Below are 23,598 nucleotides of genomic sequence, written 5' to 3'. Positions count from 1 at the left end.
CTTTTGGTTAAAAGTGATTAGATAATTTGATGACCAAATTACCCATTTTCCAGTATTATAAAACTTTATGCAATTTATAGTCCTTTCTAGTCAAATATAAACAAATATAATATTTATAACTCCACAGGGAGATCTAATTAATGCTGATGTCAATGGCTCAATGAATATCGGTCGAAAACTAGCCACCCACTGGTTTCTCCCTTATCTGGTACAGGCACTTGTAGTTGCGGCAGTAAGGGTTAAACGGTATAAACAGAAGAATATGGTTTAAGGTAATATTTGACTATATTTTTCTGAACTATGTCTGAATTTGAAACCGGATTGCCCAGCGTTCGCTTAATACAAAGCTACATCAAAGACAAAGAACAGGTGCAGCTCAAACTCGTTACCGGCGACTTGCTAGAGGGCAGAATTTTTTGGCAGGATCATAGCTGCATTTGCCTCCTCGATGCCTCAGAAACACAAATTCTGATCTCGCGGCCAGCAATTGCTTATCTCAAACCCAACGGCTGAGGAGACGGGGAGAGTGGGAGAGGGGGACAGTGGGAGAATGGAGACGGAGAGATTGGGAGAGGGAGACAGTCGAACAAATCTTCCCTCTTCCCTCTTCCCTCTTCCCTCTTCCCTCTTCCTTCTACCCTCTTCCCTCTTCCCTCTTCCCTCTTCCTTCTTCCCTCTTCCTTCTTCCCTCTTCCCTCTTCCCTCTTCCTTCTTCCCTCTTCCTTCTTCCTTCTTCCCTCTTCCTTCTTCCCTCTTCCTTCCCTAATCGCTAAACAGCTTTTCGCTGACTTGAACCTTGACCAAAGGCAGCTTTAAAGCAGGTTGCGGCACCGGCGGCGAGGCCGTCCGCTGCATCAAGCCGAGCTCGTAGAAGCCACCGCACAGCAGCAAACGATCGCCTTCTTGCAAATTGGTAGTTCCGTCCGGCCAGCGAGTAAATTTCCCTTCCCGGCGGATCGCCCGCACCTGCACCCCGTACTGGGTCAGCAATTCTACCTCTGACAGTTTTTTGCCCGCCCAAGGGCTCTTTGCTGGCAGCCTCAGCCACTGGCAAGAACTGTCGCCCTGCGGCACAGCAACTTCGCCCTTCGCCAGCAACTCAAAACTGATGAGTTCTTCCGGTTCTCCCACTACAAAAAGTCGATCGCCCGAGTGCAAAGCTGTCTTGCCGTTAGGATAATCAATTTCCTCGCCATTCTCGCGGACGATCGCCATGACGCTGACGCCTGTCAACTGTCGCAAGTTAGTTTCTTCCAGAGTCATGCTGGCAATGGGAGAACCCGACGGCAAGCTGTACCACTCGCTGTTCATATCTCGAACCGCCACTTTCAAATCCCGCGAAATCGCCAAAGGTTCGCGCGGTGGCCGCAATTCCAGATAGCGGCTGCTGCGAATTTGCTGCACTTCGCGCCCGATCGCCATTGCGGAGATCCCAATACTAGCCAACAAGTGGGCGGACAGTTCTAAACTCGCCTCAAACTCCGGCTGCACGACTTCCCAGGCCCCCAGTTGGTAAAGCAGTTCGATGTCTTTATCTTGGTTGGCCCGCACCACAATATCCAAATCCGGGACTAATTCTAAAGCCCGCTTCAGACACAAGCGAGTGCTCATGGGATCGGGAAGGGCGATCGCCATTGCTTTTGCCCGTTCCACCCGGGCGGCTTCCAATACGTGCAAGCTGGCAGCATTCCCGTAAATGTAAGGAATTCCTTGGACTCTGCACTCTTGAATTCTACTTTCTGACTCGTCGATCACCACAACTGAACAGTTGCGGCTTTGCAGCATTTTGACTAAAATTCTGCCGACTCGCCCGTAGCCGCAAACCACAACATAATTTTGTTCCGGCAAAGTTTCAGCTATTGCCACAGGTTGAGATGTTTCGTCAAAATAGCGCTGCAAAGGCCCGAAATTTTCCGCCCATTTCAATAACTGCGGCACGCTTCTCAATACAAACGGAGTTAGCACGAGGGTGACGGCTGTCGTTCCTAAAATTAACAGGTAAACGTTCCGCGAAACCAGCCCCATAGCTTGGCCGGCACTAGCGAGTACAAAGGAGAATTCTCCTATTTGAGCTAAGCCCAAACCTGCGATCAATGCTGTTTTTAGCGGATAGCCAAATAGTCGGACGATCGGCGTTATAATCAAGAATTTGCCGACAAATACTATAAATACCAGTCCCAGAATTACTTCTAGATGGTTCCACAGAAACATCGGGTCAATTAACATCCCGATGGTGACAAAAAATAAGGATGCAAAAATATCTCGCAAAGGCTCGACATAAGTTAGAGTTTGGTCAGCATATTCCACCTCCGAAATCATTAAACCCGCCACAAATGCGCCCATCTCGATGGAAAAACCCAAATATTCTGTAAGCAGCGCAATCCCTAAAGCCAAAACCACAACTCCCAGCAAAAACAGTTCTCGACTTTCTGTTTTCGCGAGGTATCGCAGCAACTGCGGTACCATCCAAATGCCGGCGACTACAGCACCGACAGCAAATAACCCAATCCGCACTAGGGCCCACGCTACCGTCATGCCGATCGCTTCTGCGGGCTGGTTGAGTGCCGGCAAAACCGCTAGCATTAGCCCCAAAGCCAAATCTTGAACTACTAATATTCCCAGCATGACTTGACCGTGGGAAGTACCGCCTTCATTGCGCTCCATCAAGCACTTGAGTACAACTGCGGTCGAAGAAAGCGACAGAATCGCTCCTAAAAACACGCCTTGAGCGGGCGATTCTACCCAGCCTACAGCCAAGGAAATTGCAGTAGTAATGGCGATCGTCAGCACAATTTGCAAGCCCCCCCCGCCCAAACTAATGGTTTTAACTTTCTGGAGTTCGGCGAAGGAAAATTCCACTCCCAAGGCAAATAACAGAAAGGCAACCCCAAATTCAGCCAGGGTGTCTACCTGAATTAATTCTTTAATCAGCCCCAAACCGGCCGGCCCAACTACGATCCCTCCCAGCAGGTAGCCGAGAATTACCGGCTGTCGCAACAGCGATGCAAAGAGTCCTCCTGCTGCGGCAGCAGCGAGAACTAGAACTAAGTCAACGATCAGTCGGAAGTCTTCTTGCACAACTTTATGAAAAAAGTATAAAGTTATATTATAGTGTCTAATGTGTTGATTATGTTTAGGGGGTTGACTGTAGTTGGGGAGCCAGGGCAACTGCAACTATAGAACCAGGTATTTTCTGAGGCCAAAGAGTTTCACTCCTCAAAAAAAGCTTAACCTCTTGCAAGTAGAGCGAGGCATTGCGCCTTGATTGAGGGTAATGTTTCACCTCAACGAGATGGGCGCGGTGAGATTAAATCAAGTTACTTTTTTTAATCCATTTCAGACCGAATAAAGTGGTGTTGATTACTTTTTTGTATTGAGCGGTTTTATCACGGTGTAGGTTCACAAATCTGCGCTCTGTAAAAAGGATTAGTTAAAATCGTTTTTATTTATTCAAGCCCTGGTTGCGGATTTACCCGATATACTGGATAATTACTCAGGCACTTTTGTCTCTTTTTCTAGTAATCCCAGGTTTTGCTAACAATAAAGATTTAGGTTTTAGACAAGTAATTTGGTCGTTGCTCTTGATACCTCAAAATGACTTGTCCATTCGGGATGTAGGTGGGACAAAGCTGCCGTCGCACCTGTAAAAACTGCACTAGAGGCGATCGAGTCCCTAACTGCAGGACACCCGTATTTGCTCGGTCACGAACTGAGCATTGCCGATTTCTACCTAATTCCGGTCTTCACCTACCTATCGCAGACCCCAGAGTACGAAGCAACGATCGCGCGAACTTCAAAGCTGCGGACTTGGTGGAATGAGGTCAGTCAACTTCCCAGTGTGAAGAAAGTCTGTGCTTGACATCTGTGCACTTTATAACTCACGGGTTTACAACCATGTCGCATTTATTTGAGCCATTGGATCAACGCGGTGTTACATTCCGCAACCGCATTGCAGTTTCTCCCATGTGTCAATATTCAAGCGTTGATGGATTCGCGAATGATTGGCATCTGGTTCATCTCGTCAGTCGAGCCGTAGGAGGGGCAGGGCTGGTGATGACTGAAGCAGCAGCAGTCGAGCCTGAAGGACGAATTACGCCGCAAGATTTGGGAATCTGGCAAGATGCTCACATTGAAATGTGGGCGCGAATCGTCGAGTTAATTCACCGCAATGGTGCGGTTGCTGGAATTCAACTTGCTCATGCAGGTCGAAAAGCCAGTACAGCACTTCCGTGGGATGGCGGCGATGTGCTTTCGGAATCTCAAGGAGGATGGACTTCGCTCGCCCCTAGCGCCATTCCATTTGAACCCGATAGCCCCGCCCCGATCGCTCTGAGTATCGAAGACATTCAGAAGCAGACGACACTCTTTGTCAACGCAGCCCAACGCGCTCTCGCAGCCGGATTTGACGTAATCGAGATTCATGCGGCTCACGGCTACCTACTGCATGAATTTCTGTCTCCCTTGAGCAATCAACGGACAGATGACTATGGTGGCAGTTTTGAGCATCGCATCCGGTTTTTATGTGAAGTCGTAGAAGCGGTGCGAAATGTTTTGCCCGATCGAACACCGCTTTGGGTTCGCATCTCTGCAACCGATTGGCTTCCAAATGGTTGGGACATTGAACAAAGTATTGTACTCAGCGATAAATTAAAGTCACTGGGCGTTGATTTAATCGATTGTTCCTCAGGCGCAATTGTACCGGGTGAAAAGATTCCGACAGGTGCAGGTTATCAAACTATTTTTGCCGATCGCATTCGACGCGAAGCCAACATCGCTACCGGAGCCGTTGGTATGATTACTGCAGCCGCGCAGGCCGACCACATCATCCGTACAGGTCAAGCAGATATGGTATTACTTGCCAGAGAAATGCTGCGCGATCCTTATTGGCCGATGCGGGCTGCGAAGCAACTACGTCAATCAGTGCCTGCTCCAATTCAATACGCTCGCGCTTGGTAATTAAGCGGATTTGCGATCGGTTTTAGGTGAGCGGATTTAATCAATTAACAGGAGTGAATATGTCTGAAATTCAAAACAAGGTTGTCATCATTACTGGAGCAAGTAGCGGTTTAGGTGAAGCCACCGCTCATCGTTTAGCCGCCAGCGGAGCCAAACTCATGCTTGCTGCCCGTCGCGAAGATAGACTCAAGGACTTGGTGGCTGCAATCGAAAAAACAGGTGGCACAGTTGCCTATCGAGTCACCGATGTTGCCGATCGCGCCCAAGTGCAAGCATTGGCTGACGCAACGTTGGAAACCTATGGGCGCATTGATGTGCTGGTCAATAATGCGGGTTTAATGCCACTGTCTCCCCTTGACCAGATTAAGGTGGATGAGTGGGATCAAATGATTGATGTCAACATTAAAGGCGTGCTTTACGGCATCGCTGCGGTGCTGCCGACTATGCGCCAACAGAAGTCTGGGCACGTAATCAACTTGTCGTCTGTTGCAGGACATAAAGTATTTCCGGCGGGGGCAGTTTACTGTGCTACCAAGTATGCAGTGCGAGCCATTTCCGAAGGGCTGCGGCTGGAGTCAAACGGTGAAATTCGTTCTACCAACATTTCACCCGGTGCGGTTGCGACTGAGTTGACCAGTACCATCACTCATGGTGATACGGCATCAGGGGTGAATCAGTTGTATTCAGTCGCCATTGATGCGGATGCGATCGCCCGGGCGATTGCCTATGCTATTGAGCAGCCCGGTGATGTGGATGTCAACGAAATGATCATCCGTCCGACTCGTCAGGAGTTGTGAAGTGGGGCGAATGAAAGTCGATCGACTCAACTGAATTTAACCCAACGGCTCAACTGGAGACCGAATGGCTGGTGAAATGCACTACATTCGAGGTTGCACAGGTAAGCCGTTGCTGCTGATTCATAGTTGGGCCCGAAGCTGGCGATTGAGGCATCCCATCCTCAACGATCTCGCTGCTAAACGCGATCGGCTTGCTTGCGGAGAAATCAGCAAAGTTTGTCGGTGGGTTCGATCGCACATCCCCTCGCGATCGGTTGGCACTTCCAATCTGTTTGTCGGAGGGCATGGTTGTGTCGATCGCACCTTGCCCCGTCCAACCCAACAATCTAATCAATCTAGCAACCATAATATCGGATAATTGTAAAGCAATTCACCAAGCCAACAGCATGAGTATTGACCAATTAAACACAGACTACGGCATTGCCGGGAACCTCACCTTCGCCACCGGAAACGGTGGTTTCCCGATGATTCACATCGACAACGGTCAAGCCAAAGCCTTAATTTCTGTGTATTCCGGTCAAGTGCTCTCCTTTCAACCCGCCGCCGAAACCACAGACTTGATGTTCGTCAGCGAAAAAGCCTACTATGCCGAAGGGAAAGCCATAAAAGGCGGTATACCCATCTGCTGGCCATGGTTTGGCCCGGATCCCGAAGCCTTGGGGCGTCCGAGTCATGGATTCGTGCGGAATCGCCTCTGGAATGTGCTAGAAACCGCCACAACTCCAGACGGCGCAACCAAAGTCACTCTCGGGCTCAAGGATACCGATGAAACTAGAGCAATTTGGCCCCAAGCCTTTGAACTGGCGATCGTGATTACGATCGGCACCAGCCTCACTGTAGAATTAATCACCCGCAATCTAGGCGACAAAGCATTTCCCCTCACCCAAGCTTTGCACACCTATTTCCAAGTCGGCGATATCAACCGCGTGCAGGTTTTAGGCTTAGAAAATAGCCAGTATCTTGATAAAGCGGATGGTGGTGTCGAAAAAACTCAAGTGGGTGCAGTGGTGATAACAGGTGAAGTCGATCGCATTTATCTCGATGTCACCAATGAATTAGTCATTGACGATAGCGCCCTCAATCGTCGGATTCGCATTAAATCATCGGGTAGTAAATCCGTCGTAGTGTGGAATCCCTGGGTGACAATTTCTGCAAATATGGCCGACCTTGATGATGCAGATTATCAACGTTTACTCTGCGTAGAAACGACCAATGCAGCTACAGATATTGTGGAAGTTCCCCCTCATGGTGAGTTTGGCTTGCAGGCAATTTACAGCGTTGAACGCAACTAAGGAATTAGAGCTTAATCTTAGCGGTGATGGGGCAAACAATTCCCAGTAAGCTGTTCAACATTTCAAGTGGATATTTTGGGCGTTGCTGAAATCCCACCCACAAGACTGGGATTGTTTCTTTAAATACAAATTAAATGCCGATTAGCTGATTGAATTGAAAAACTCTGTCACCCTAATGACTAATAATACCAAATCTAAAATTTCTCCCTTGTTTATTTCTTAGTCCGCGCCGGAAGTTCTGCTAATCTGACTCGAACCGTCTAGCCATAGAACAAACTTTGTACGATCGGTTTCAACCGCCGACTCCGATCTTTTTACTTACCATCAATTATTATGCAAATCTTCAACTGGACAAAACTTCAAAATGGATCAGACATTCGCGGTATCGCCCTCGAAGGCGTTCCCAATGAAAAAGTCAACCTAACGCCCGAAATTGCGACAATCTTAGGTAAATCCTTTGTCAGTTGGCTGGTGCAAAAAGTCAATAAACCAGCGGCAGAATTAACGATCGCGATCGGGCGTGACAGTCGCCTATCAGGGCCAACCTTAATGCAAGCAGTCATGGAGGGAATCGCCTCAGTTGGTGCAACCGTGTACGACTTTGAAATGGCCTCAACCCCCGCCATGTTTATGAGCACCATTACCCCTGGTTTTGATTGCGACGGCGCGATTATGCTCACTGCTAGCCATTTGCCATTTAATCGAAACGGCTTAAAGTTTTTTACTGCCAAAGGTGGGTTACAAAAGCAGGATATTACAGATATCTTAACACTAGCCCAAAGCAATTACTTTGAGCCAGCCTCATCGCCCGGTAAGATTACAAAGCATGATTTTATCTCTGTTTATGCTAACCAATTAGTCACAAAGATTAGGGAATCAGTCAATCATCCCGATAACTTTGAGCAGCCGCTGACTGGGTTAAAAATTGTTGTGGATGCGGGCAATGGCGCTGGCGGTTTTTATGTTGATAAAGTCTTAAAACCTTTAGGTGCAGACACCACGGGGAGTCAGTTTTTAGAACCAGACGGTACTTTTCCCAATCATGTGCCAAATCCCGAAGATAAACAGGCAATGCAATCAATTTGTCAAGCGGTAATTGAACATCAAGCGGATTTTGGGATTATTTTTGATACGGATGTCGATCGCAGTGCGGCCGTCGATGGAGTTGCCAAGGAACTCAATCGCAATCGCTTAATTGCCTTGATTTCTGCGATCGTATTAAAAGAACACCCAGGCTCTACCATTGTTACCGATTCTATCACCTCCGATGGCTTGACACAATTCATCGAACAAGATTTAAAAGGGATTCACCATCGCTTTAAACGCGGCTACAAAAATGTGATTGACGAGTCGATTCGCCTCAATGAAGCCGGACAGGAATCATGGCTGGCGATTGAAACATCGGGACATGGAGCTTTGAAAGAAAATTACTTTCTGGATGATGGCGCTTATTTAGTCAGTAAATTATTGATTGAATTGGCTAAATCAAAGCTAGCAAATCAATCTTTGCCCGATTTAATTGCGACTTTAAAAGAACCCGAAGAAAGTGCAGAATTTCGGATTAAACTTGGTGTAGATGATTTCAAGGCTCACGGCGAGCGCGTTATTGAACAACTGCAAGAATTTGTCTCTACCCAAGCAGACTGGAAAATAGTTCCCAATAACTACGAAGGTTTGCGAATTTCCTGCACGTCAGCTAGCGAATCAGGCTGGTTTCTGTTACGCTTATCACTCCACGATCCGGTGATGCCTTTGAATGTTGAGTCTAATGTTAAGGGTGGTGTCGCTCGCATAGTCGATCGGCTTTTAACTTTTTTCCAAACAACAGAATCCCTTGATTTGTCGGCACTATTGAGCTAAGTTTCACGGTCGTCAGACTATTACTAAACCAAACCCAAGGAGTAATTTAATTATGTGGCGTTTAATCATAAAATGTTCTGCTGAAAGCTGGGAGATCCATTCCAAAACTTTCAAAGCCATCGCGGCCAAATATCCGGCCACGCCTTCCTCTTCCAAAAAGATGAAAGGCGACGGTCAACGCATCATGGAATATCAGCTTGAGAATGTCAATGATGTAGAGGAATTTATGGAAGAATGCTTGACATTAGATGGTTTCACTGCTACCTTTGAATCCCTATAATTCTAGGTGATAAGATTATAGCAAGTCTCAATTTTTATTTCATACCATTTTAGAGGTGAGATTTTAAAATTGGGAATCAATACTATTATGCCAAAAACAGGCTACAATAACTAGAGAGTTTGAGGAAGGTTGTCGGAAAGTAAACGGCAAAGAAAGAATTGATTTAACAGCTCTTGAGTGAAAAATAATTCTGTTGTAGCGCCGTGAACTATAACTAATACCAATTGTTAAAGGTTATGCAACAGTAGCTAGGACAGATAAAATATAATCCTATCCGCTTAGAGATGAAGAGTGTTTCTGTTGAAACTTGGGTTCTCCTTGATTTGTGGTGGAAAGGGTAGTGTGAGCGTCTGGCTCAAACGGGCTTTCCTCCCCGGACTACGGGAATTTTTATTATTGTTATCACCTCAAGTTAAGTATTTATTAAAGTTAGTCTCTCATATCCAAATCTGTGACCGAGCTTTTTACCTACGGCTGTTTCTCTCGAATCATTGCGGATTGGTATAGTTAGTCTAGATAGTTAAAAATATATCAGCGAGAGAAAGGTTAAGGACAGCGAGTGATGGTAATGACTGTGAATCGAGACAACTGCGGGCTAAGTGCGGAGATAGTTAGGGGTTTGATTTGGCCGTGGCGGCAGTTCAAAGCAAACAAGCTAACCGCCAGTTCGATCGGGGGAATTGTTGCTGGCTTTCTGAGTTTTGCCCTGCCGGTGCAAGCTTTGCAGGTAGTTGTGACGCCGACAAATCCCGAACTGGGAGATACGCTGTCAGTAATTATTCAGGCTGACGGTAATGGCGGGGAAACTCCAAAAGTTTCTCTACAGCAAAAAAACTACCCCGCCTTTCCCATCGGCAACGGGCGCTTTCGGGCCTTGCTGCCGACGACGCCGTTAGAGAAACCCGGTGCCCGCCAAATCCAAGTCACAGGTGATGGACAAGTGCAGAAGTTGAGCGTGCAAGTGCGCGGTCGAGATTTTCCCACTCAATCCATCTGGCTACCGCCTGGGAAAGACGAGGAAGGTACAGATGCTGAATTCGATCGCGTAGACGCATTTAAAGCACTGGTGACACCCGAAAAATTTTGGGACGGCCAATTGTTGCGCCCCAACTCCGGCGAAATTACTACTATTTACGGGGTGCGACGTTATTATAATGGGGTATTTGCTCAAGACTACTACCACCGCGGCGTTGATTACGCAGGTGCTTACGGTTCCCCTGTCGTGGCACCGGCAGCAGGTCGCGTGTCTCTAGTGGGACGCGAATCGCAAGGCTTCAAAATCCACGGGAACGTGGTTGGTATCGACCACGGTCAGGGGGTAGCAAGTATTTTGATGCACCTCAGCCGGATTGATGTCAAGGAAGGCGATGTCGTGAAAGCCGGTCAAGTAATCGGTGCTCTGGGGTCAACGGGGGCTTCCACAGGCCCTCACCTGCACTGGGGACTTTACGTGCACGGGCAGTCCGTCGATCCTGTACCTTGGCGGCTTCAGGGAGTTGAGTAGGAATTTTTACAGGTTTTGACGGATTTATCAGTCAATTATGGGGTAAGTTTGTGGCTGGGGTGTGCAGATAACTGTTATGGGTTATCTGTATTGAGTTAGGATTTGTATAAAATTTCTCAACTCAACCCTCACAACTCAAATCTCAAGACGCTAACAATCGCGTCTTCACAAAACTTTATTAATGATGCCGTTGAGCGGGGACGCATATATGAGTATTGAAAAAATTGTTGAACAGGCTTTGCAGGATGGTTATTTAACGCCGTCTATGGAAGCTGAGGTGGGACGGATCTGCAATACGGCTTCGGAATTGTCGATCGAAGAGTACATGGCTCTCGATCGTCTGATGGGATCTTTGTTGACTGGCGAAGTTGTGGTTCTGCCACGCAAACAGTTCATCAACGTTATGGAAGAGTTGGTCCTGAGCGATGCGATCGCTAGGGTGGCCGAAATTGAGGCGACGAGCGACCTGAGTCTAGATGTGGGAGATATTGCAGCTTATGCTTTAAATAGGCTGCCACCTCTGTACGCTACGACGGAAGAGGGCGCTCACTTTCAAAGGGCTAGGGCTAAAGAGCAACTTCACGATTTGATTTCCAAAGAAGTCAACGCAGCGATCTCCCGCAACTTGGATCGGCCTGACACCCCAAACCCCACAGCTTTGGGCAAGTCTTCTGGAAACGAGGTTCTTTCACAGCTAAGCACTTGGCTGCAAGCTAACGCCACTAATTTTGAGCCGCAGCCTTAGTACCACCCCAACAGCTCTATTTCAGTTAAGTCTATCCCGCTCAATTCAGAAAGCGGGATTTTTAGTTTCTGAGTCAGCAAGATTCATCGGAAGACCGAAGCCAGAATTAAAGAAAAAAAATTAAAATTTAAGAGTTTTCTTTATTTGTTACATCAAATAAAAAATTCCCTCTTCCTTCTTCCCTCTTCCTTCTTCCTTCTTCCTTCTTCCATCAAACGATTAATTGTTGCTGTCAGAAGAGTCTGCCGAGGGGCCAGCGGTAACTTTTGTTTCTCGCTTTTCGCGTTTTTTACGTTCCGCTTGGATGACATCTTGAAGCACTATTCGCGCTTGAGCCATTTTTTCCAAATTGCTGCGGTACAAATCTAAATCTTTGCTAACTTTGTCTTCTGGGAGGTGCAAGGCCGCACTGACTTTGGCGATCGCGTTATTTCGCGTTTCTTGGTCTTTTACTAAGTTAGGGTCAGCTTTTTCTAACAGCGAGAACAAACCGATCGCGAACAACCGGCTGTACTTAAATTGAGGGTTGCTGGCGATCGCCCCTAAAGAAGCTTGCAAATCCGCGGTATCTTCAAAGCTGGTCGAACGATCGAGCCACGAGAGCAACTCTTGCCCGGAAAGTCTATCTGCCAAGCTTTCCAATCGCTGAGCGTCTTGCTTGTAGCGATCTGGATCGTCTTCTAGCGACTTGCACAAAGCGTTAAAAATCGAAACTCTGTCTGCTTCTGGGGCGTACCCAAGCATGAATCGATCGAAAGCTGTCACTACACCCAAAGCATAAATCGGGTCGTATTGAAAATCGGCATTCGCCGAAAGCAAGTGCATTTCTACCATCAACTCTTCCACCACTCGACGGTAAATTGAATTGATCGGTCGAGTGTGAATCGTATAGAAACTTCGCTTAGTATCTGAAACAGTACGGTTATTGTTCACCTGAGTCTTATAGATAAATAATTTTGCCGTAGCGGGCGTGCCAGCGCGGCGTGAGTAAAGTCGGGGTAGTCAATTCTGCGATCGGTCTGACAAAAAGTGCCAGTTTTTTTTAAGCGTTGCCGCCTCCTTGCGAGACAAAATTTTATCAAAAAAATTTTACGCGCGATCGGCAGCAACAATTAATATGTCGCAATAGGAGGGAAAAACCCCAGTATCTTTACAATCATAGCTTAGCTGGGATCGCTCATAAATCTAATCTTCTGACTGGCCCAGCCTAGATATGGTCTTGCATATCACAACAACTCTTTTTTGTCAACCCCCAATGGTGAAAAATCAAACAAACATGACAATTTCTCCTGAATTAATAGCTTTAGCCCAGTACATGGCGGGCGAATTTGACAACCGGGAACAAGCGCTAGCAGAGCCGGCGTGGTACGTCCACCTTCGTTTGTGGCAAAGACCCCTGCAGGTTCGTTTATTTTCCGAACCCAGCATTGCCCTGTTTGCCGAACAAGCCAACATTCTGGAATTAGACAAGCCATACCGCCCCCGCATCGTGCAACTGAGGCACTCACAGATAGCGCCGGGACTTATCGAAGCTCAGTATTATATGTTCCACGACATTACAGCCGTCAAAGGAGCCGGTTGCAACCCCGACTTGCTTGGAAAGCTAACGAAGGAGCAAATCCAACTCCTCCCCGGCTGCACCCTGTCGGTTGCAGTGCAAAATTTAGGCTCAAACAGCTATCGCTTTCGGGCATCTTTGCCGGAGGGAACTCGCTGCGGCTTTGCCTACGGGGGGCAAAATTACCAAGTAGACTTGGGATTTGAAGCCGCAGGCGAGGAATTTCTCAGCTACGACAAAGGAATAAGCCCCACGACAGGCAAGGCTATCTGGGGAGCTTTAATGGGCCCTTTTAGATTTGTCAAGCGTCAGGATTTTGCTGCTGAGATATTCGTTTGAAGCAAGAAGCAACAATAAACAAGGAAGAAAGATTTAGCTATCTAGGATAGAAGGCAAGACTTTACCTTGACCTATTCTTCTACTTTAGTGTTTTGAACCTCTCAACCTCTCAAGAAAGGAAGAAAGCATAAGGAAGCTGGCAAGAGTTTACCTGCTTCCTGTTCTTGTGCAGGGTTCCGGCGCATTTTGTGAGCCTCAAGCTTAAATTACCCGCGACACTGCAATCGATGCCAGCAGGAGTGCTCAACTTGCGCGTGGCACCCCCTCTAGAGCTTCTTCTTCCGTTTCAAAGATTTCAAACACAGAATCCATCATGGTGACTTCAAACACCAGTTTGGCTTCGGGATGAACATTGCAAATGCGGAAACTTCCCTTAACTTTATCCGCATCCCGCATACCTGCTACAAGTGAGGTCAGGCCAGAACTATCGATAAAGTTAACCTGACCAAGATTCACTACGACATGGCGGCTGAGTTTGGAAATACACTCTTGCAACTTGAGGCGGAATTGCCAAGCTGTAGTGATGTCCAACCGTCCTGTCGGTGCTAAGACGATAACTGTTGTACCGTCTTGAAGCGTGTGGGTTTTTTGATCAATATGAATCACTGACCCTTCCCTCAAATTTATTATCTATCGCGGTGGTTACTGTCCCAGTAGTTTAACTCAGGTCGGTGACTGCTGAGGCATCCAATTCGCCCAATCTTGCGGTTTTAAGAACTTCGAGTAGAGTTCGGCTTCGGGAGAGTTGGGTTCTGGTTCGTAACAGTATTCCCAGCGTACCAAAGGTGGCAGGGACATTAGAATCGATTCGGTGCGTCCGTTGGTCTGCAAGCCAAAGGTCGTGCCTCGATCGTACACCAAGTTAAATTCAACGTAACGGCCGCGGCGGTAAAGTTGGAAATTACGCTCGCGCTCGCCGTATTCTTTCGATCGGTGCTTTTCAATAATAGGGGTGTAAGCCGGCAAAAATGCCCCGCCGCAGTCCTGTACGAAGGCGAACAGCGACTCCCAAGTCCTAGGTTCCGGCGCCCCGATGTTGTTGCTGCACTCAGCGGCCTTGCCTTTGACATGATGGTCGCGGTAAAGCGCGCCTTGAGCGCTTTGGTAGTCAAAAAACAGGCCGCCCACGCCGCGGGTTTCTTGGCGGTGGGGGAGGTAGAAATATTCGTCGCACCAGAGTTTAAAGGTCGGATAATATCCGGGATGGTGGCGATCGCAAGCTGCTTTCAGAGTTTTGTGAAAATGAGCTGCATCCTCAGCCAACGGGTAATAAGGAGTCAAATCTACACCGCCGCCAAACCACCAAATCGGGCCGGCCTCAAAATAGCGGTAATTCAGGTGAACCGTAGGCAAGTATGGATTGCGGGGGTGCAGCACCATCGAAGTGCCCGTTGCATAGAAATCGTGACCAGCAGCTTCTGGGTGCTTTGCCAGAATCAAAGCCGGCAAACTTTCGCCCCACACTTGGGAAAAATTGACTCCCCCTTGTTCAAAAACATCGCCTTCGCGCATGACGCGAGAACGTCCGCCGCCGCCTTCTGAGCGTTCCCAAGAGTCCTCCTTAAATTTGCCAACGCCATCGAGCTGTTCGAGGGATTGACAAATTTCGTCTTGTAGGCTTTTCATAAATTGGCTGACTCTAGCTCTAGAGTCAGCGGGTGGCAAAAACGGGGAAGTGGCTGTTTTAAGTGTTGTAGAAACTGTCATAAAATTTTCTGTTGTCAGATTTGAGTCTTAGATGGGCGATGAATCCCAAATCCAGTCGTCATGTAATTATGCCACCGTAGGTCTGCAAATGATCGCTATGAAGTTACATTAAAAAATAGCAATAAAAATATACTTAAACCTGCGATCGAAAATTCGCTAACCCAATTGCAGAGCTATGGTGGAGAACACAATGCCCAATACACTCGATGTTAGTTCAGTCTTAGAAATCCTGCGACCCGTGCAAGACCCCGAACTGCAAAAGAGTTTGGTGGAATTGAACATGATTCGTAACATAAAAATTGACGGCGGTGTCGTCAGTTTTACTTTAGTGCTGACAACGCCTGCTTGCCCGCTGCGAGAATTTATTGTCGAAGATTGCCAAAAAGCGGTCAAACAGTTGCCAGGAGTCGAAAAAGTGGCGGTGGAGGTGACAGCCGAGACGCCCCAGCAAAAGGGTGTGGTCGATCGCCAAGGCATTGAAGGCGTTAAAAATATTATCGCAATTTCCAGCGGTAAAGGCGGCGTCGGCAAAAGCACAGTGGCGGTAAATGTGGCAGTAGCGCTGGCGCAAACCGGCGCTAAGGTGGGTTTGCTGGATGCGGATATCTATGGGCCCAATGACCCGACAATGTTGGGTCTGGGGGACGCGAAAGTGATGGTTAGGGACGGGAAAAGCGGGGAAAGCCTCGAACCCGCCTTCAACTACGGCGTCAAATTAGTGTCGATGGCATTTTTAATTGACAAAGACCAGCCCGTCATTTGGCGCGGCCCGATGTTGAACGGGATCATTCGACAGTTCCTCTATCAGGTGAATTGGGGCGATTTAGACTATTTGATTGTCGATATGCCTCCGGGTACTGGAGACGCGCAGTTGACAATGGCGCAAGCGGTGCCGATGGCTGGTGTGGTGATCGTGACGACGCCGCAGACTGTGGCATTGTTGGACTCCCGCAAGGGGTTAAAGATGTTCCAGCAGTTGGGAGTGTCGGTGTTGGGAATTGTGGAAAACATGAGCTATTTTGTGCCGCCGGATATGCCCGACAAGCAATACGATATTTTCGGTTCCGGTGGCGGCGAAAAGACTGCTGCTGAGTTGGGAGTGCCGCTGTTAGGCCGCATTCCGCTGGAAATTCCGTTGCGGGAAGGTGGGGATTCGGGGGTGCCGATCGTGGTGGGGCAACCGGGTTCTGCTTCAGCTAGGGAGTTGCGGGCGATCGCGGGCCGCATTGCCGGTAAAGTTTCCGTAGCAGCCTTAGCCTAACAAACTCTCGTTTCTGGGCTTTGCCTCGCGTCTTCCTGTAAACGAAGATTTGCCTAGTTCTCAGGCTCTGCTTGGGAACTAGAAACGAGAAAAGGTAAGCTATAAAGAGCCAACTTAACATTCACAGAATTATGATTTTTCCAGGTTCGGCAGTTCGAGTTAAAGATAAGGGTGAGATTTACTACGCCTTTCAAGGACAAGTTCAGCGAGTTAGCGATGGGAAGGTCGCCGTACTGTTTGAAGGTGGCAATTGGGACAAGCTGATCACGTTCCGGCTGTCGCAATTGGAACTTGTCGATGCTACGGCTGGTCGGGCGAAATAGTCAGTTGACAGTTGACAGTTGACAGTTGACAGTTGTCAGTTGTCAGTTGTCAGTTGTCAGTTATTGTTTATTAGTACCCACTTACAAATAATAATAAATAACAACCAACAGCCAACAACCAACAGCCAATAACCAACAGCCAACAACCAACAACCAACTGCCAACTGACTAATATGCGTTTACCTTTACCCCAATTTGCTACAAAAGAGCGCCATCCCGATCGCATTGCTGAGGTAATCGAGACGGCAACTTCGGAATTTTTGGCTCAATGTTTGGAACCAGAAGACTTAAGTTTTCCCGTGATGCCACCTTTTGGGAGTTGGGTGAAGGCCGAGGATGAAGAGTCGAAAAATCAAATCTACGGCGTGGTTTATTACGCTACGACTAGCCCGATCGACTCGGTGCACAGAGCTCGCGCTTTGGGTTTGTCGCTGGAAGAGTTGCGGGAAGAACAACCGCAGATTTTTGCGATGCTCAAAACCGAGTTTCGAGTGGCGATTGTGGGGTTTGAGGCTGCGCCGGAAAGGTTCAACGGTCACGGCCCATCTAGGGGTAAAATTTATCAGTATTTGCCGCCGCGCCCGCCGCAAATTCACCAGGCGGTTTATCGCTGCGAACCGGATGAGGTGATTGATTTTACGGTGCAGTTGGATTTTTTGAGGACGCTGCTGGGGGTGGCTAATGCGCCGGTGGATGCGCTGACGGCGGCGGCGATTCGGGAGATTTATCAGTTGCGGATGCGCGATCGATCTTGGTTGGTGGAAGCCGGGAGGAGTTTGAGTGTTTTGCTGAAGGATGATTATGACAGGTTGAGGGTGATTTTGAGTCAGATTCATCCGTAGGGGACAACTGTTATAACTACAAAATCGAGATAGTCTCAGCCTAGCCGTTAAAGATGACAGGTTTCCCAAACTAAACTAAGCTATCAATAGTTCAGCCCCCACACTACTGCTACCCAACATAACTCTCATGCAAGGACAAACACTCGCAGGACGCTACCACATCATAAAACACTTGGGAGGCGGTGGCTTCGGTCAGACTTACCTGGCTGAAGATCAAAAGCGATCGGGTAATCTTCGGTGTGTCGTCAAGCAACTCAAGCCACAGTTTACAGATCCGCAAACTCTAAGTATAGCTAGACGTTTATTTAAAACAGAAACAGACACCCTCCACCAACTAGGAACTCATCCTCAGATTCCCGAACTTTTGGATCATTTTGAGGAAAATCAAGAATTTTATTTAGTTCAAGAGTTGATTGAGGGGATAGATTTAAGTAAAGAAATTACTCCTGGCCAGCAGCTTAGGGAGTCGGAAGTTATGGCTATTTTGCAGGAGATCATAGAAATATTGGTATTTGTTCAGCAGCACAAAGTCATTCACCGGGATATTAAACCTGCTAATTTAATGAGGCGCAATTCTGACGGCAAAATATTCTTAATTGACTTTGGGGCTGTCAAACAAATTAGCACTCAAATAGCTAACACCACAGGGCAAACTCCGCCGACTATTTGCATCGGCACAGGTGGCTATATGCCAGCAGAACAAAATAACGGACAGCCTAACTTTAGCAGCGATCTCTATGCTGTGGGAGTGACTGCCATTGAATGGCTGACTGGCATACTTCCTCACGAGTTGCCAAAAGATGCTAACGGTGAAATTATTTGGCGCGATCGCGTCCCAGTTAGCGCCGGTTTTGCTAATATTTTAAACAAAATGGTGCGCTATCATTTTCGAGATCGCTACCAGTCAGCCGCAGAGGTGTTGCAAGCTTTCAACAATTTCAGGAGAATTAGACCAGCTTCTACTTTAGTATCATCTCCTAACTTATTGACATTAATGAGTAACTGGACGCGAGATCATAAAATTGGTTTCCTTAGCCTTTGTTTGGCTGTCATATTTGGTGTAGCAGGATTATTGACACCAGAAATTAGAAAAATCCTGGGATTGGATGCTGCAGATAATCTGGCAAGTTATGACAATACAGCCCAAGGAATCAAGATGAAATATCCAGAGAATTGGGATAAACAAGAAGCTCCTAACGCAATTACTAAAGAGGTTGTTGAGTTTATTTCACCTAAAGAAAGCGATGCAGATCGCTTTCGAGAACGGCTGATTGTCACAGTTGAACCTACGAGCAATAAAACCCTCGATGAATATACGAAGTTATCTAAACAAGAAATCATAAATTTAGATAAAAATGCTAAGATAGCTGAAGAGGGTGAATCGAGTTTAGCAGGCAACAACGGGTATAGAGTTGTTTATATAACCAAAGAAGGGGATCGAGAGTTAAAAAAATTGGATGTTTGGACGATGAAAAATGACAAGGCTTATTTGATTACTTATGTGGCTGAAGTGGGGAAGTACGAGCAGTTTTTGCCCGTTGTTGAGAAAATGATTAAATCCCTGGAAGTTCAAGACACCAAAAAAATTTATTGAGGCAGTTGTCAGATTATAGTGACAGTATCAATAATGATATCTGTTATCTGTTGCGGAGATTAGACCATATTTATCCTGCCTTTATTTCTGAAATGCCCTGATTAGGTTTAATATCTGTTGGGAAAGAGCCATCTTTCCTTGTTGCTGCAATAAGTCTGCAGCTTTCTGAAGGTCTGTTATTGCACCCTGCTTGTCTCCTAAGCCATAGCGGGCTCCACCACGAGTGATGTAGGCACCAGCATTGTTAGGGTCAATTTTCAGGGCTTGGTTGCAATCGGCGATCGCGCCCTGCTTGTCTCCTAATTTATAGCGGACAGTACCCCGGAGGCTGTAAGCTGCAGCAAAGTTAGGGTCAATTTTCAGGGCTTGGTTGACATCGGCGAGCGCCCCCTGATTGTCTTTTAAATCAACGCGGACTACTCCCCGGCTGTGGTAGACTATAGCTAAGTTGGGGTTAATTTTCAGAGCTTGGTTGAAATCGGCGAACGCACCCTGCTTGTCTCCTAATTTATAGCGGGCTGAACCCCGGTTGTAGTAGGCTTCAGCAAAGTTAGGGTGAATGTTCAGAGCTTGGTTGTAATCGGCGATCGCACCCTGGTTGTCTCCTAAATCAGAGCGGGTAATTCCCCGGTTGCTGTAGGCAAGGGCAGAGTTAGGGTTAATGTTCAGGGCTTGGTTGTAATCGGCGATCGCACCCTGGTTGTCTCCTAAATCAGAGCGGGCAACTCCCCGGTTGCTGTAGGCAAGGGCAGAGTTAGGAAAAATTCGCAAAGCTTGGTCGTAATCTGCAATGGCTCCCTGTTTGTCTCCTAATTTATAGCGGGCTACACCCCGGGTGAAGTAGGCTCCAGCATAGTTAGGATTAAGCACAATTGCTTGATTGTAAGCTGCTACAGCACCCTGATAATCTCCTTTTTCAAACTTATCCCCACCCTGAATATAGAAATCATCAGCCCTCAGCCCAGTCGCCACAGGTGCACTCGGAACCTTCACCCCTAAATCCACTTGAGAGGAAGCCAACAATCTCAAACTCGTATTAATCGGAATCCCCAGATTAAAACCTGTCTTAGCAATTTGAATATTCTGATTAATATTGCTAGATTCCGCCGCCCTCGTATCCGCCCTCCCGTGAATTCCCACCACCTCGCCATTCTCATTCAACACCGGCCCCCCGCTCATTCCCGGCAACGTATTATTACTATAAACCAACGCATAACCATCTTCTAAAGGTCGAGAAGCATTAGCCGTAATCCGCCCATCCGTGAAATTGTAAATCGAACTATTAATCGCCGATGAAGTCTTCGGAAACCCAGCCACATAAGCTGCTTTCCCTTCTGTCGCCAAATCCGAGTTGCCAATCTTAGCAACGCTGTAAGTTTGACTGCTGGTAAACTCGACAACTGCTAAATCAATATTTGGCAGTTTTTTGACACTGCTGTAATTGAGCAAATACCGCTTGTCATCAGGGGTGACAATCTCATATTTAGCTTGAGCATCTTTGAAAACGTGACGGGCTGTGATTACCGTGTAAGTGTTACCATTCCGTTTGATAATGATTCCTGAACCAGGATTTTTACTGTCAATCAGGACTGTGATTGATTTAGCGATTTTGCCAACTTCATCAGCAGATATTGCCAAAGCTGCGGTTGGTTGTGCGATGACAATAGTTGCAACTGTACCAATTAACGCGATGGGAATTTTATTAAAGAAGTTCATTGATTTTATTTTTTAAGAGACTGGGAATAGAAAGGCTTTAAAATCAAACATACTGGGGAACCCGCCCCGACAATAACTATACATTATACAAAAGTGGTGAATAAACTAACCAGATCTGACGGGGTGACAACCCCGTCAAAACATTGATAGAATAAAGGACATAGCCCTCATACCCCTCTGAAAAAATGGTAGTTTATTTCGCCTGATTCTCATTAATTCAGTAATAATATCCTGACAAAATTCCATGCCAACTACCCAAGCTTGACCATATAATCCAATCCAAAAACTACTATGACGACGTATGGAGCGCCCGTATTCGGTTAACCTACCCACATATTTTTGGATTCCCATCGTCTTGATTTTTTGACCTTGAATTACTGCACAACTATAGGCAATCGCTATCAATAATATCAAACTACTTAAACGCTGATTATTAGCATGGCTTCTTTCTAAATTATAACCACCTGTTTTACAATCTTTAAACATCGCCTCAATCCCACTTCTGGATTTAAAAGTATCAATTGATTGCTTGAGATTTCCAACATTAGTCAAAAGATACCAACCTTCATCCTCCTCTTTACCTCGATATTTACGCCGCCAATAACCAGCCATATCAAAAGTTCCAAATCCTTTTTGCTTGGTAACTTTTACATTTGATAAATAAAAGCGCGTTCCTGGTAGTAATCCCAGGTCGGACAGGCGGATGTAATCAGAGTTTTCTTCAAGGATATAGCGCTCTTGTTTGACCCGTATAACAAACTTCACATCCATTGATGAGAGCCAGGATGCCAGCTTAACACTACCAAATTCTCGATCGCCCAACACGATAACTTCATAATCTGATAGCAACTCTAAAACTGGAGTGATTAAAGCTTGTTGTTCACATATATTACTACATCCTCTCTTATCTAGTAGTCGCCAGTATAAGGGGATACTTCGTTTTTCCCAGACTAGACTGAGCATAAATACATTGTGCGCTCGCCACTGGGTGCGATCGATAACCAGCTTCAAAGGTTTCGATTTCTTAAATTTAGCTTTTAAAATTTCTTTAATCAGGGGAAACCACAAACTTTTTATATTGAGACAGTCTGAATTGAGGAATCTTTGCAGACTACGCCTCCGGCTCTCAAATTGAATCGGATAAGGCATTACAGAAGCGAGTAATTCAATACTAACTTGTCTGTGGCTCTGCAATAAATATACTAGACTCTGAAGAGTTTGGTATTCTGCAGGTTTAAGTTGTTTTTCTAGATGATTCTGGTAAAATTGAGGAAACATAATTAACAGATGGGGCCACTTAAGATTTTCGACCCCATCTTTTTTTAGCTCAACTTGGGTAAATCCGCCACTGGCCGGTCTTCTGACGGGGTTGTCACCCCGTCAGTAACCAGATTTAATCTGATTTTTACTACCATAATTTTAAATTGTACCGACCCAATCTCCTTTTTTATAATTATTAACAATCCCACGATAGTGGCCGCTGGTTAGTAAGCTAACGGTGAAACCAGAATTAGAGTTGGATTTGCTGTATCGGCTCAATAAGTAGGGGTAGCAGAGCAAAAAAAGTAAGCAGAGTACACAAAGTGTCATAAAATAGGAAACATGACGCCAAAGATTATTTCACAAGACAAGTCATCCTGCAATATACTGCAAACCATCGACCCAAAAGGAATTGCAGACGAATCAATGCGTCAGACAGTAGAGATCTTACTGAACCTCATAGAGCAATTACAATTAAAAGTCAAAGACTTGGAGTCAGAGAATCAACGGTTGAAAGATGAAAACAACCGATTGAAGGGAGAACAAGGAAAACCAGACATCAAAGCCAACTCCAAAGGATTCAGCAGCCAGCACTCATCAGAAAAAGAGCGAAAAACGCCAAAAAAGCACAAAAAAGGCAGTAAGAACGCGACGATTAAAATAGATCGAGAAGAAATACTAGAATATCCCAAAGATCGACTGCCAGCAGATGCAGAATTTAAAGGATACGAACAAGTAATCATCCAAGATATCAGCTTGGCAACCGACAACATATTATTTCGCAAACAGAAATATTACTCACCCTCAGTGGGGAAAACTTATGTAGCAGAATTACCATTAGGCTACGAAGGAGAATTTGGACCAGGAATCAAAGCCTTAATCATCAGTTTGTACTATGGTGGCAATATGACCCAAGGCAAACTACTAGATTTTTTAGCCGATTTAGGTATTTCTATATCCGCAGGTTATTTATCCAAGCTGTTAATCAAAAACCACTCAGGTTTTGAAACCGAGAAAAAAGAAGTTTATGATTCAGGACTAGCAAGTAGTCCTTGGCAACACTTCGACCAAACTGGTGCGCGTGTAGGTGGAGTAAACCATACTACCAATATCATCTGCAACCCTTTATATACAGTCTACTTTACAACAGCGAATAAAGACAGATTGACTGTCCTGAAAGGATTACAGCCAGGACGAGAACTAGAATTCCTGTTGAATCCACTCACATTCTCACTAATTCAGGACTTCAAAATTCCGACTAAATGGCAGAATGCTCTCAAGCTATTACCTCAAGAAACGGTGTTGAGTGAGTCACAGTTTAATCACCTACTCAATAAGTATCTACCCAAACTGGGTGAGCAACAAGTTACCCGGATTAGGGAAGCAGCAGCTATTGCTTTCTATCATCAGCAAACAGATTGCCCAGTCGTACAAACTCTTTGTTGCGATGATGCTCCCCAATTCAAGTTAATCACTGCCGATCGAGCATTAGACCTCTTGCAAAAAAGATATATGTTATAATCAGAAGTTTTAAATTTAGCCCCCTAGAGCTAACTCATAATTG

General features: G+C 46.4%; 21 protein-coding genes and 1 pseudogene. 16 read left to right on the top strand and 6 right to left on the bottom strand.

Features of this window, described 5'->3' with window-relative positions; genetic code table 11:
• The first annotated feature begins 300 nt into the window (after positions 1-300).
• Positions 301-513 (top strand): Hfq-related RNA-binding protein, encoded by a 213-nt coding sequence (locus tag QUB14_RS21255; protein ID WP_333218843.1) that lies wholly within the window; start codon positions 301-303, stop codon positions 511-513.
• Between the two features lie 249 nt (positions 514-762).
• On the opposite strand, the gene QUB14_RS21250 is transcribed toward QUB14_RS21255, so the two are convergent.
• Positions 763-3,078, bottom strand: a complete 2,316-nt coding sequence (locus QUB14_RS21250; protein ID WP_333218841.1) for a cation:proton antiporter domain-containing protein — start codon at positions 3,076-3,078, stop codon at positions 763-765.
• Between the two features lie 565 nt (positions 3,079-3,643).
• On the opposite strand from QUB14_RS21250, the pseudogene QUB14_RS21245 reads away from it, so the two are divergent.
• The 9 genes and pseudogenes from QUB14_RS21245 to QUB14_RS21205 all read left to right on the top strand — a co-directional run.
• A pseudogene (locus QUB14_RS21245) lies at positions 3,644-3,859 on the top strand (glutathione S-transferase family protein); the annotation flags it as partial.
• A gap of 35 nt (positions 3,860-3,894) precedes the next feature.
• Positions 3,895-4,956, top strand: coding sequence for an NADH:flavin oxidoreductase/NADH oxidase (locus QUB14_RS21240; RefSeq protein ID WP_333218839.1), 1,062 nt, complete (start codon positions 3,895-3,897; stop codon positions 4,954-4,956).
• Between the two features lie 59 nt (positions 4,957-5,015).
• A complete protein-coding gene (locus QUB14_RS21235; protein WP_333218837.1) occupies positions 5,016-5,753 on the top strand; it encodes an SDR family oxidoreductase in 738 nt (245 codons plus the stop codon).
• A gap of 64 nt (positions 5,754-5,817) precedes the next feature.
• A complete protein-coding gene (locus tag QUB14_RS21230; protein WP_333218835.1) occupies positions 5,818-6,111 on the top strand; it encodes a hypothetical protein in 294 nt (97 codons plus the stop codon).
• Positions 6,112-6,139: 28 nt separating this feature from the next.
• The gene (locus QUB14_RS21225; RefSeq protein ID WP_333218833.1) at positions 6,140-7,045 is read left to right on the top strand and encodes a D-hexose-6-phosphate mutarotase; all 906 of its coding nucleotides are present in this window, start codon (positions 6,140-6,142) and stop codon (positions 7,043-7,045) included.
• A 333-nt stretch (positions 7,046-7,378) separates the two neighbouring features.
• Entirely contained in the window at positions 7,379-8,905 is a 1,527-nt protein-coding gene (locus QUB14_RS21220) for a phosphomannomutase/phosphoglucomutase (protein WP_333218831.1), read from the top strand.
• Between the two features lie 52 nt (positions 8,906-8,957).
• Positions 8,958-9,185, top strand: a complete 228-nt coding sequence (locus QUB14_RS21215) for a hypothetical protein (RefSeq protein WP_333218829.1) — start codon at positions 8,958-8,960, stop codon at positions 9,183-9,185.
• Between the two features lie 562 nt (positions 9,186-9,747).
• On the top strand, positions 9,748-10,689 hold the full coding sequence (locus QUB14_RS21210; RefSeq protein WP_333218827.1) for a M23 family metallopeptidase: 942 nt from the start codon (positions 9,748-9,750) through the stop codon (positions 10,687-10,689).
• A gap of 208 nt (positions 10,690-10,897) precedes the next feature.
• Positions 10,898-11,434 carry a late competence development ComFB family protein gene (locus QUB14_RS21205; protein ID WP_190658647.1) on the top strand — a complete coding sequence of 179 codons (537 nt, stop codon included), beginning with the start codon at positions 10,898-10,900 and terminating at the stop codon, positions 11,432-11,434.
• Between the two features lie 219 nt (positions 11,435-11,653).
• On the opposite strand, the gene psb29 is transcribed toward QUB14_RS21205, so the two are convergent.
• Positions 11,654-12,367 (bottom strand): photosystem II biogenesis protein Psp29, encoded by a 714-nt coding sequence (psb29, locus tag QUB14_RS21200; protein WP_190658646.1) that lies wholly within the window; start codon positions 12,365-12,367, stop codon positions 11,654-11,656.
• 343 nt (positions 12,368-12,710) lie between these two features.
• On the opposite strand from psb29, the gene QUB14_RS21195 reads away from it, so the two are divergent.
• Positions 12,711-13,331, top strand: a complete 621-nt coding sequence (locus QUB14_RS21195) for a chromophore lyase CpcT/CpeT (protein ID WP_333218823.1) — start codon at positions 12,711-12,713, stop codon at positions 13,329-13,331.
• 243 nt (positions 13,332-13,574) lie between these two features.
• On the opposite strand, the gene QUB14_RS21190 is transcribed toward QUB14_RS21195, so the two are convergent.
• Both QUB14_RS21190 and hemF read right to left on the bottom strand, forming a co-directional pair.
• Positions 13,575-13,937, bottom strand: a complete 363-nt coding sequence (locus tag QUB14_RS21190) for an STAS domain-containing protein (RefSeq protein WP_006631392.1) — start codon at positions 13,935-13,937, stop codon at positions 13,575-13,577.
• Between the two features lie 57 nt (positions 13,938-13,994).
• Positions 13,995-15,038, bottom strand: coding sequence for an oxygen-dependent coproporphyrinogen oxidase (gene hemF / locus QUB14_RS21185; protein ID WP_333218821.1), 1,044 nt, complete (start codon positions 15,036-15,038; stop codon positions 13,995-13,997).
• 190 nt (positions 15,039-15,228) lie between these two features.
• Here hemF and QUB14_RS21180 point away from each other — a divergent pair, with 190 nt between their 5' ends.
• The 4 genes from QUB14_RS21180 to QUB14_RS21165 all read left to right on the top strand — a co-directional run bounded on the left by QUB14_RS21180 (position 15,229) and on the right by QUB14_RS21165 (position 19,058).
• The gene (locus QUB14_RS21180; protein ID WP_006631390.1) at positions 15,229-16,299 is read left to right on the top strand and encodes an Mrp/NBP35 family ATP-binding protein; all 1,071 of its coding nucleotides are present in this window, start codon (positions 15,229-15,231) and stop codon (positions 16,297-16,299) included.
• A gap of 131 nt (positions 16,300-16,430) precedes the next feature.
• On the top strand, positions 16,431-16,622 hold the full coding sequence (locus tag QUB14_RS21175) for an NAD(P)H dehydrogenase subunit NdhS (RefSeq protein WP_015175937.1): 192 nt from the start codon (positions 16,431-16,433) through the stop codon (positions 16,620-16,622).
• A 173-nt stretch (positions 16,623-16,795) separates the two neighbouring features.
• Entirely contained in the window at positions 16,796-17,464 is a 669-nt protein-coding gene (locus QUB14_RS21170) for an HAS-barrel domain-containing protein (RefSeq protein ID WP_333100500.1), read from the top strand.
• Between the two features lie 127 nt (positions 17,465-17,591).
• Positions 17,592-19,058, top strand: coding sequence for a protein kinase domain-containing protein (locus tag QUB14_RS21165; protein ID WP_333218819.1), 1,467 nt, complete (start codon positions 17,592-17,594; stop codon positions 19,056-19,058).
• Between the two features lie 81 nt (positions 19,059-19,139).
• Here QUB14_RS21165 and QUB14_RS21160 read toward each other — a convergent pair whose 3' ends face one another.
• The gene (locus QUB14_RS21160) at positions 19,140-20,774 is read right to left on the bottom strand and encodes a tetratricopeptide repeat protein (protein WP_333218817.1); all 1,635 of its coding nucleotides are present in this window, start codon (positions 20,772-20,774) and stop codon (positions 19,140-19,142) included.
• A 135-nt stretch (positions 20,775-20,909) separates the two neighbouring features.
• A complete protein-coding gene (locus QUB14_RS21155) occupies positions 20,910-22,052 on the bottom strand; it encodes an IS4 family transposase (protein ID WP_190737770.1) in 1,143 nt (380 codons plus the stop codon).
• A gap of 324 nt (positions 22,053-22,376) precedes the next feature.
• On the opposite strand from QUB14_RS21155, the gene QUB14_RS21150 reads away from it, so the two are divergent.
• Positions 22,377-23,555 (top strand): hypothetical protein, encoded by a 1,179-nt coding sequence (locus QUB14_RS21150; RefSeq protein WP_333218815.1) that lies wholly within the window; start codon positions 22,377-22,379, stop codon positions 23,553-23,555.
• Positions 23,556-23,598 lie beyond the last annotated feature (43 nt).

The organism is Microcoleus sp. B3-D2 (assembly GCF_036705345.1).
Taxonomy (GTDB): domain Bacteria; phylum Cyanobacteriota; class Cyanobacteriia; order Cyanobacteriales; family Microcoleaceae; genus Microcoleus.
The sequence above is the reverse complement of the archived record's forward strand: the minus strand, read 5'-3'. Positions and strand labels throughout refer to the sequence as shown.

What these genes read in the sequence shown, in the direction of transcription:
- QUB14_RS21255 (WP_333218843.1), top strand. Translation starts at nt 301, where the DNA reads ATGTCTGAATTTGAAACCGGATTGCCCAGCGTTCGCTTAATACAAAGC.
- QUB14_RS21240 (WP_333218839.1), top strand. Translation starts at nt 3,895, where the DNA reads ATGTCGCATTTATTTGAGCCATTGGATCAACGCGGTGTTACATTCCGC.
- QUB14_RS21235 (WP_333218837.1), top strand. Translation starts at nt 5,016, where the DNA reads ATGTCTGAAATTCAAAACAAGGTTGTCATCATTACTGGAGCAAGTAGC.
- QUB14_RS21230 (WP_333218835.1), top strand. Translation starts at nt 5,818, where the DNA reads ATGGCTGGTGAAATGCACTACATTCGAGGTTGCACAGGTAAGCCGTTG.
- QUB14_RS21225 (WP_333218833.1), top strand. Translation starts at nt 6,140, where the DNA reads ATGAGTATTGACCAATTAAACACAGACTACGGCATTGCCGGGAACCTC.
- QUB14_RS21220 (WP_333218831.1), top strand. Translation starts at nt 7,379, where the DNA reads ATGCAAATCTTCAACTGGACAAAACTTCAAAATGGATCAGACATTCGC.
- QUB14_RS21215 (WP_333218829.1), top strand. Translation starts at nt 8,958, where the DNA reads ATGTGGCGTTTAATCATAAAATGTTCTGCTGAAAGCTGGGAGATCCAT.
- QUB14_RS21210 (WP_333218827.1), top strand. Translation starts at nt 9,748, where the DNA reads ATGGTAATGACTGTGAATCGAGACAACTGCGGGCTAAGTGCGGAGATA.
- QUB14_RS21205 (WP_190658647.1), top strand. Translation starts at nt 10,898, where the DNA reads ATGAGTATTGAAAAAATTGTTGAACAGGCTTTGCAGGATGGTTATTTA.
- QUB14_RS21195 (WP_333218823.1), top strand. Translation starts at nt 12,711, where the DNA reads ATGACAATTTCTCCTGAATTAATAGCTTTAGCCCAGTACATGGCGGGC.
- hemF (WP_333218821.1), bottom strand. Translation starts at nt 15,038, where the DNA reads ATGACAGTTTCTACAACACTTAAAACAGCCACTTCCCCGTTTTTGCCA.
- QUB14_RS21180 (WP_006631390.1), top strand. Translation starts at nt 15,229, where the DNA reads ATGCCCAATACACTCGATGTTAGTTCAGTCTTAGAAATCCTGCGACCC.
- QUB14_RS21175 (WP_015175937.1), top strand. Translation starts at nt 16,431, where the DNA reads ATGATTTTTCCAGGTTCGGCAGTTCGAGTTAAAGATAAGGGTGAGATT.
- QUB14_RS21170 (WP_333100500.1), top strand. Translation starts at nt 16,796, where the DNA reads ATGCGTTTACCTTTACCCCAATTTGCTACAAAAGAGCGCCATCCCGAT.
- QUB14_RS21165 (WP_333218819.1), top strand. Translation starts at nt 17,592, where the DNA reads ATGCAAGGACAAACACTCGCAGGACGCTACCACATCATAAAACACTTG.
- QUB14_RS21160 (WP_333218817.1), bottom strand. Translation starts at nt 20,774, where the DNA reads ATGAACTTCTTTAATAAAATTCCCATCGCGTTAATTGGTACAGTTGCA.
- QUB14_RS21155 (WP_190737770.1), bottom strand. Translation starts at nt 22,052, where the DNA reads ATGTTTCCTCAATTTTACCAGAATCATCTAGAAAAACAACTTAAACCT.
- QUB14_RS21150 (WP_333218815.1), top strand. Translation starts at nt 22,377, where the DNA reads ATGACGCCAAAGATTATTTCACAAGACAAGTCATCCTGCAATATACTG.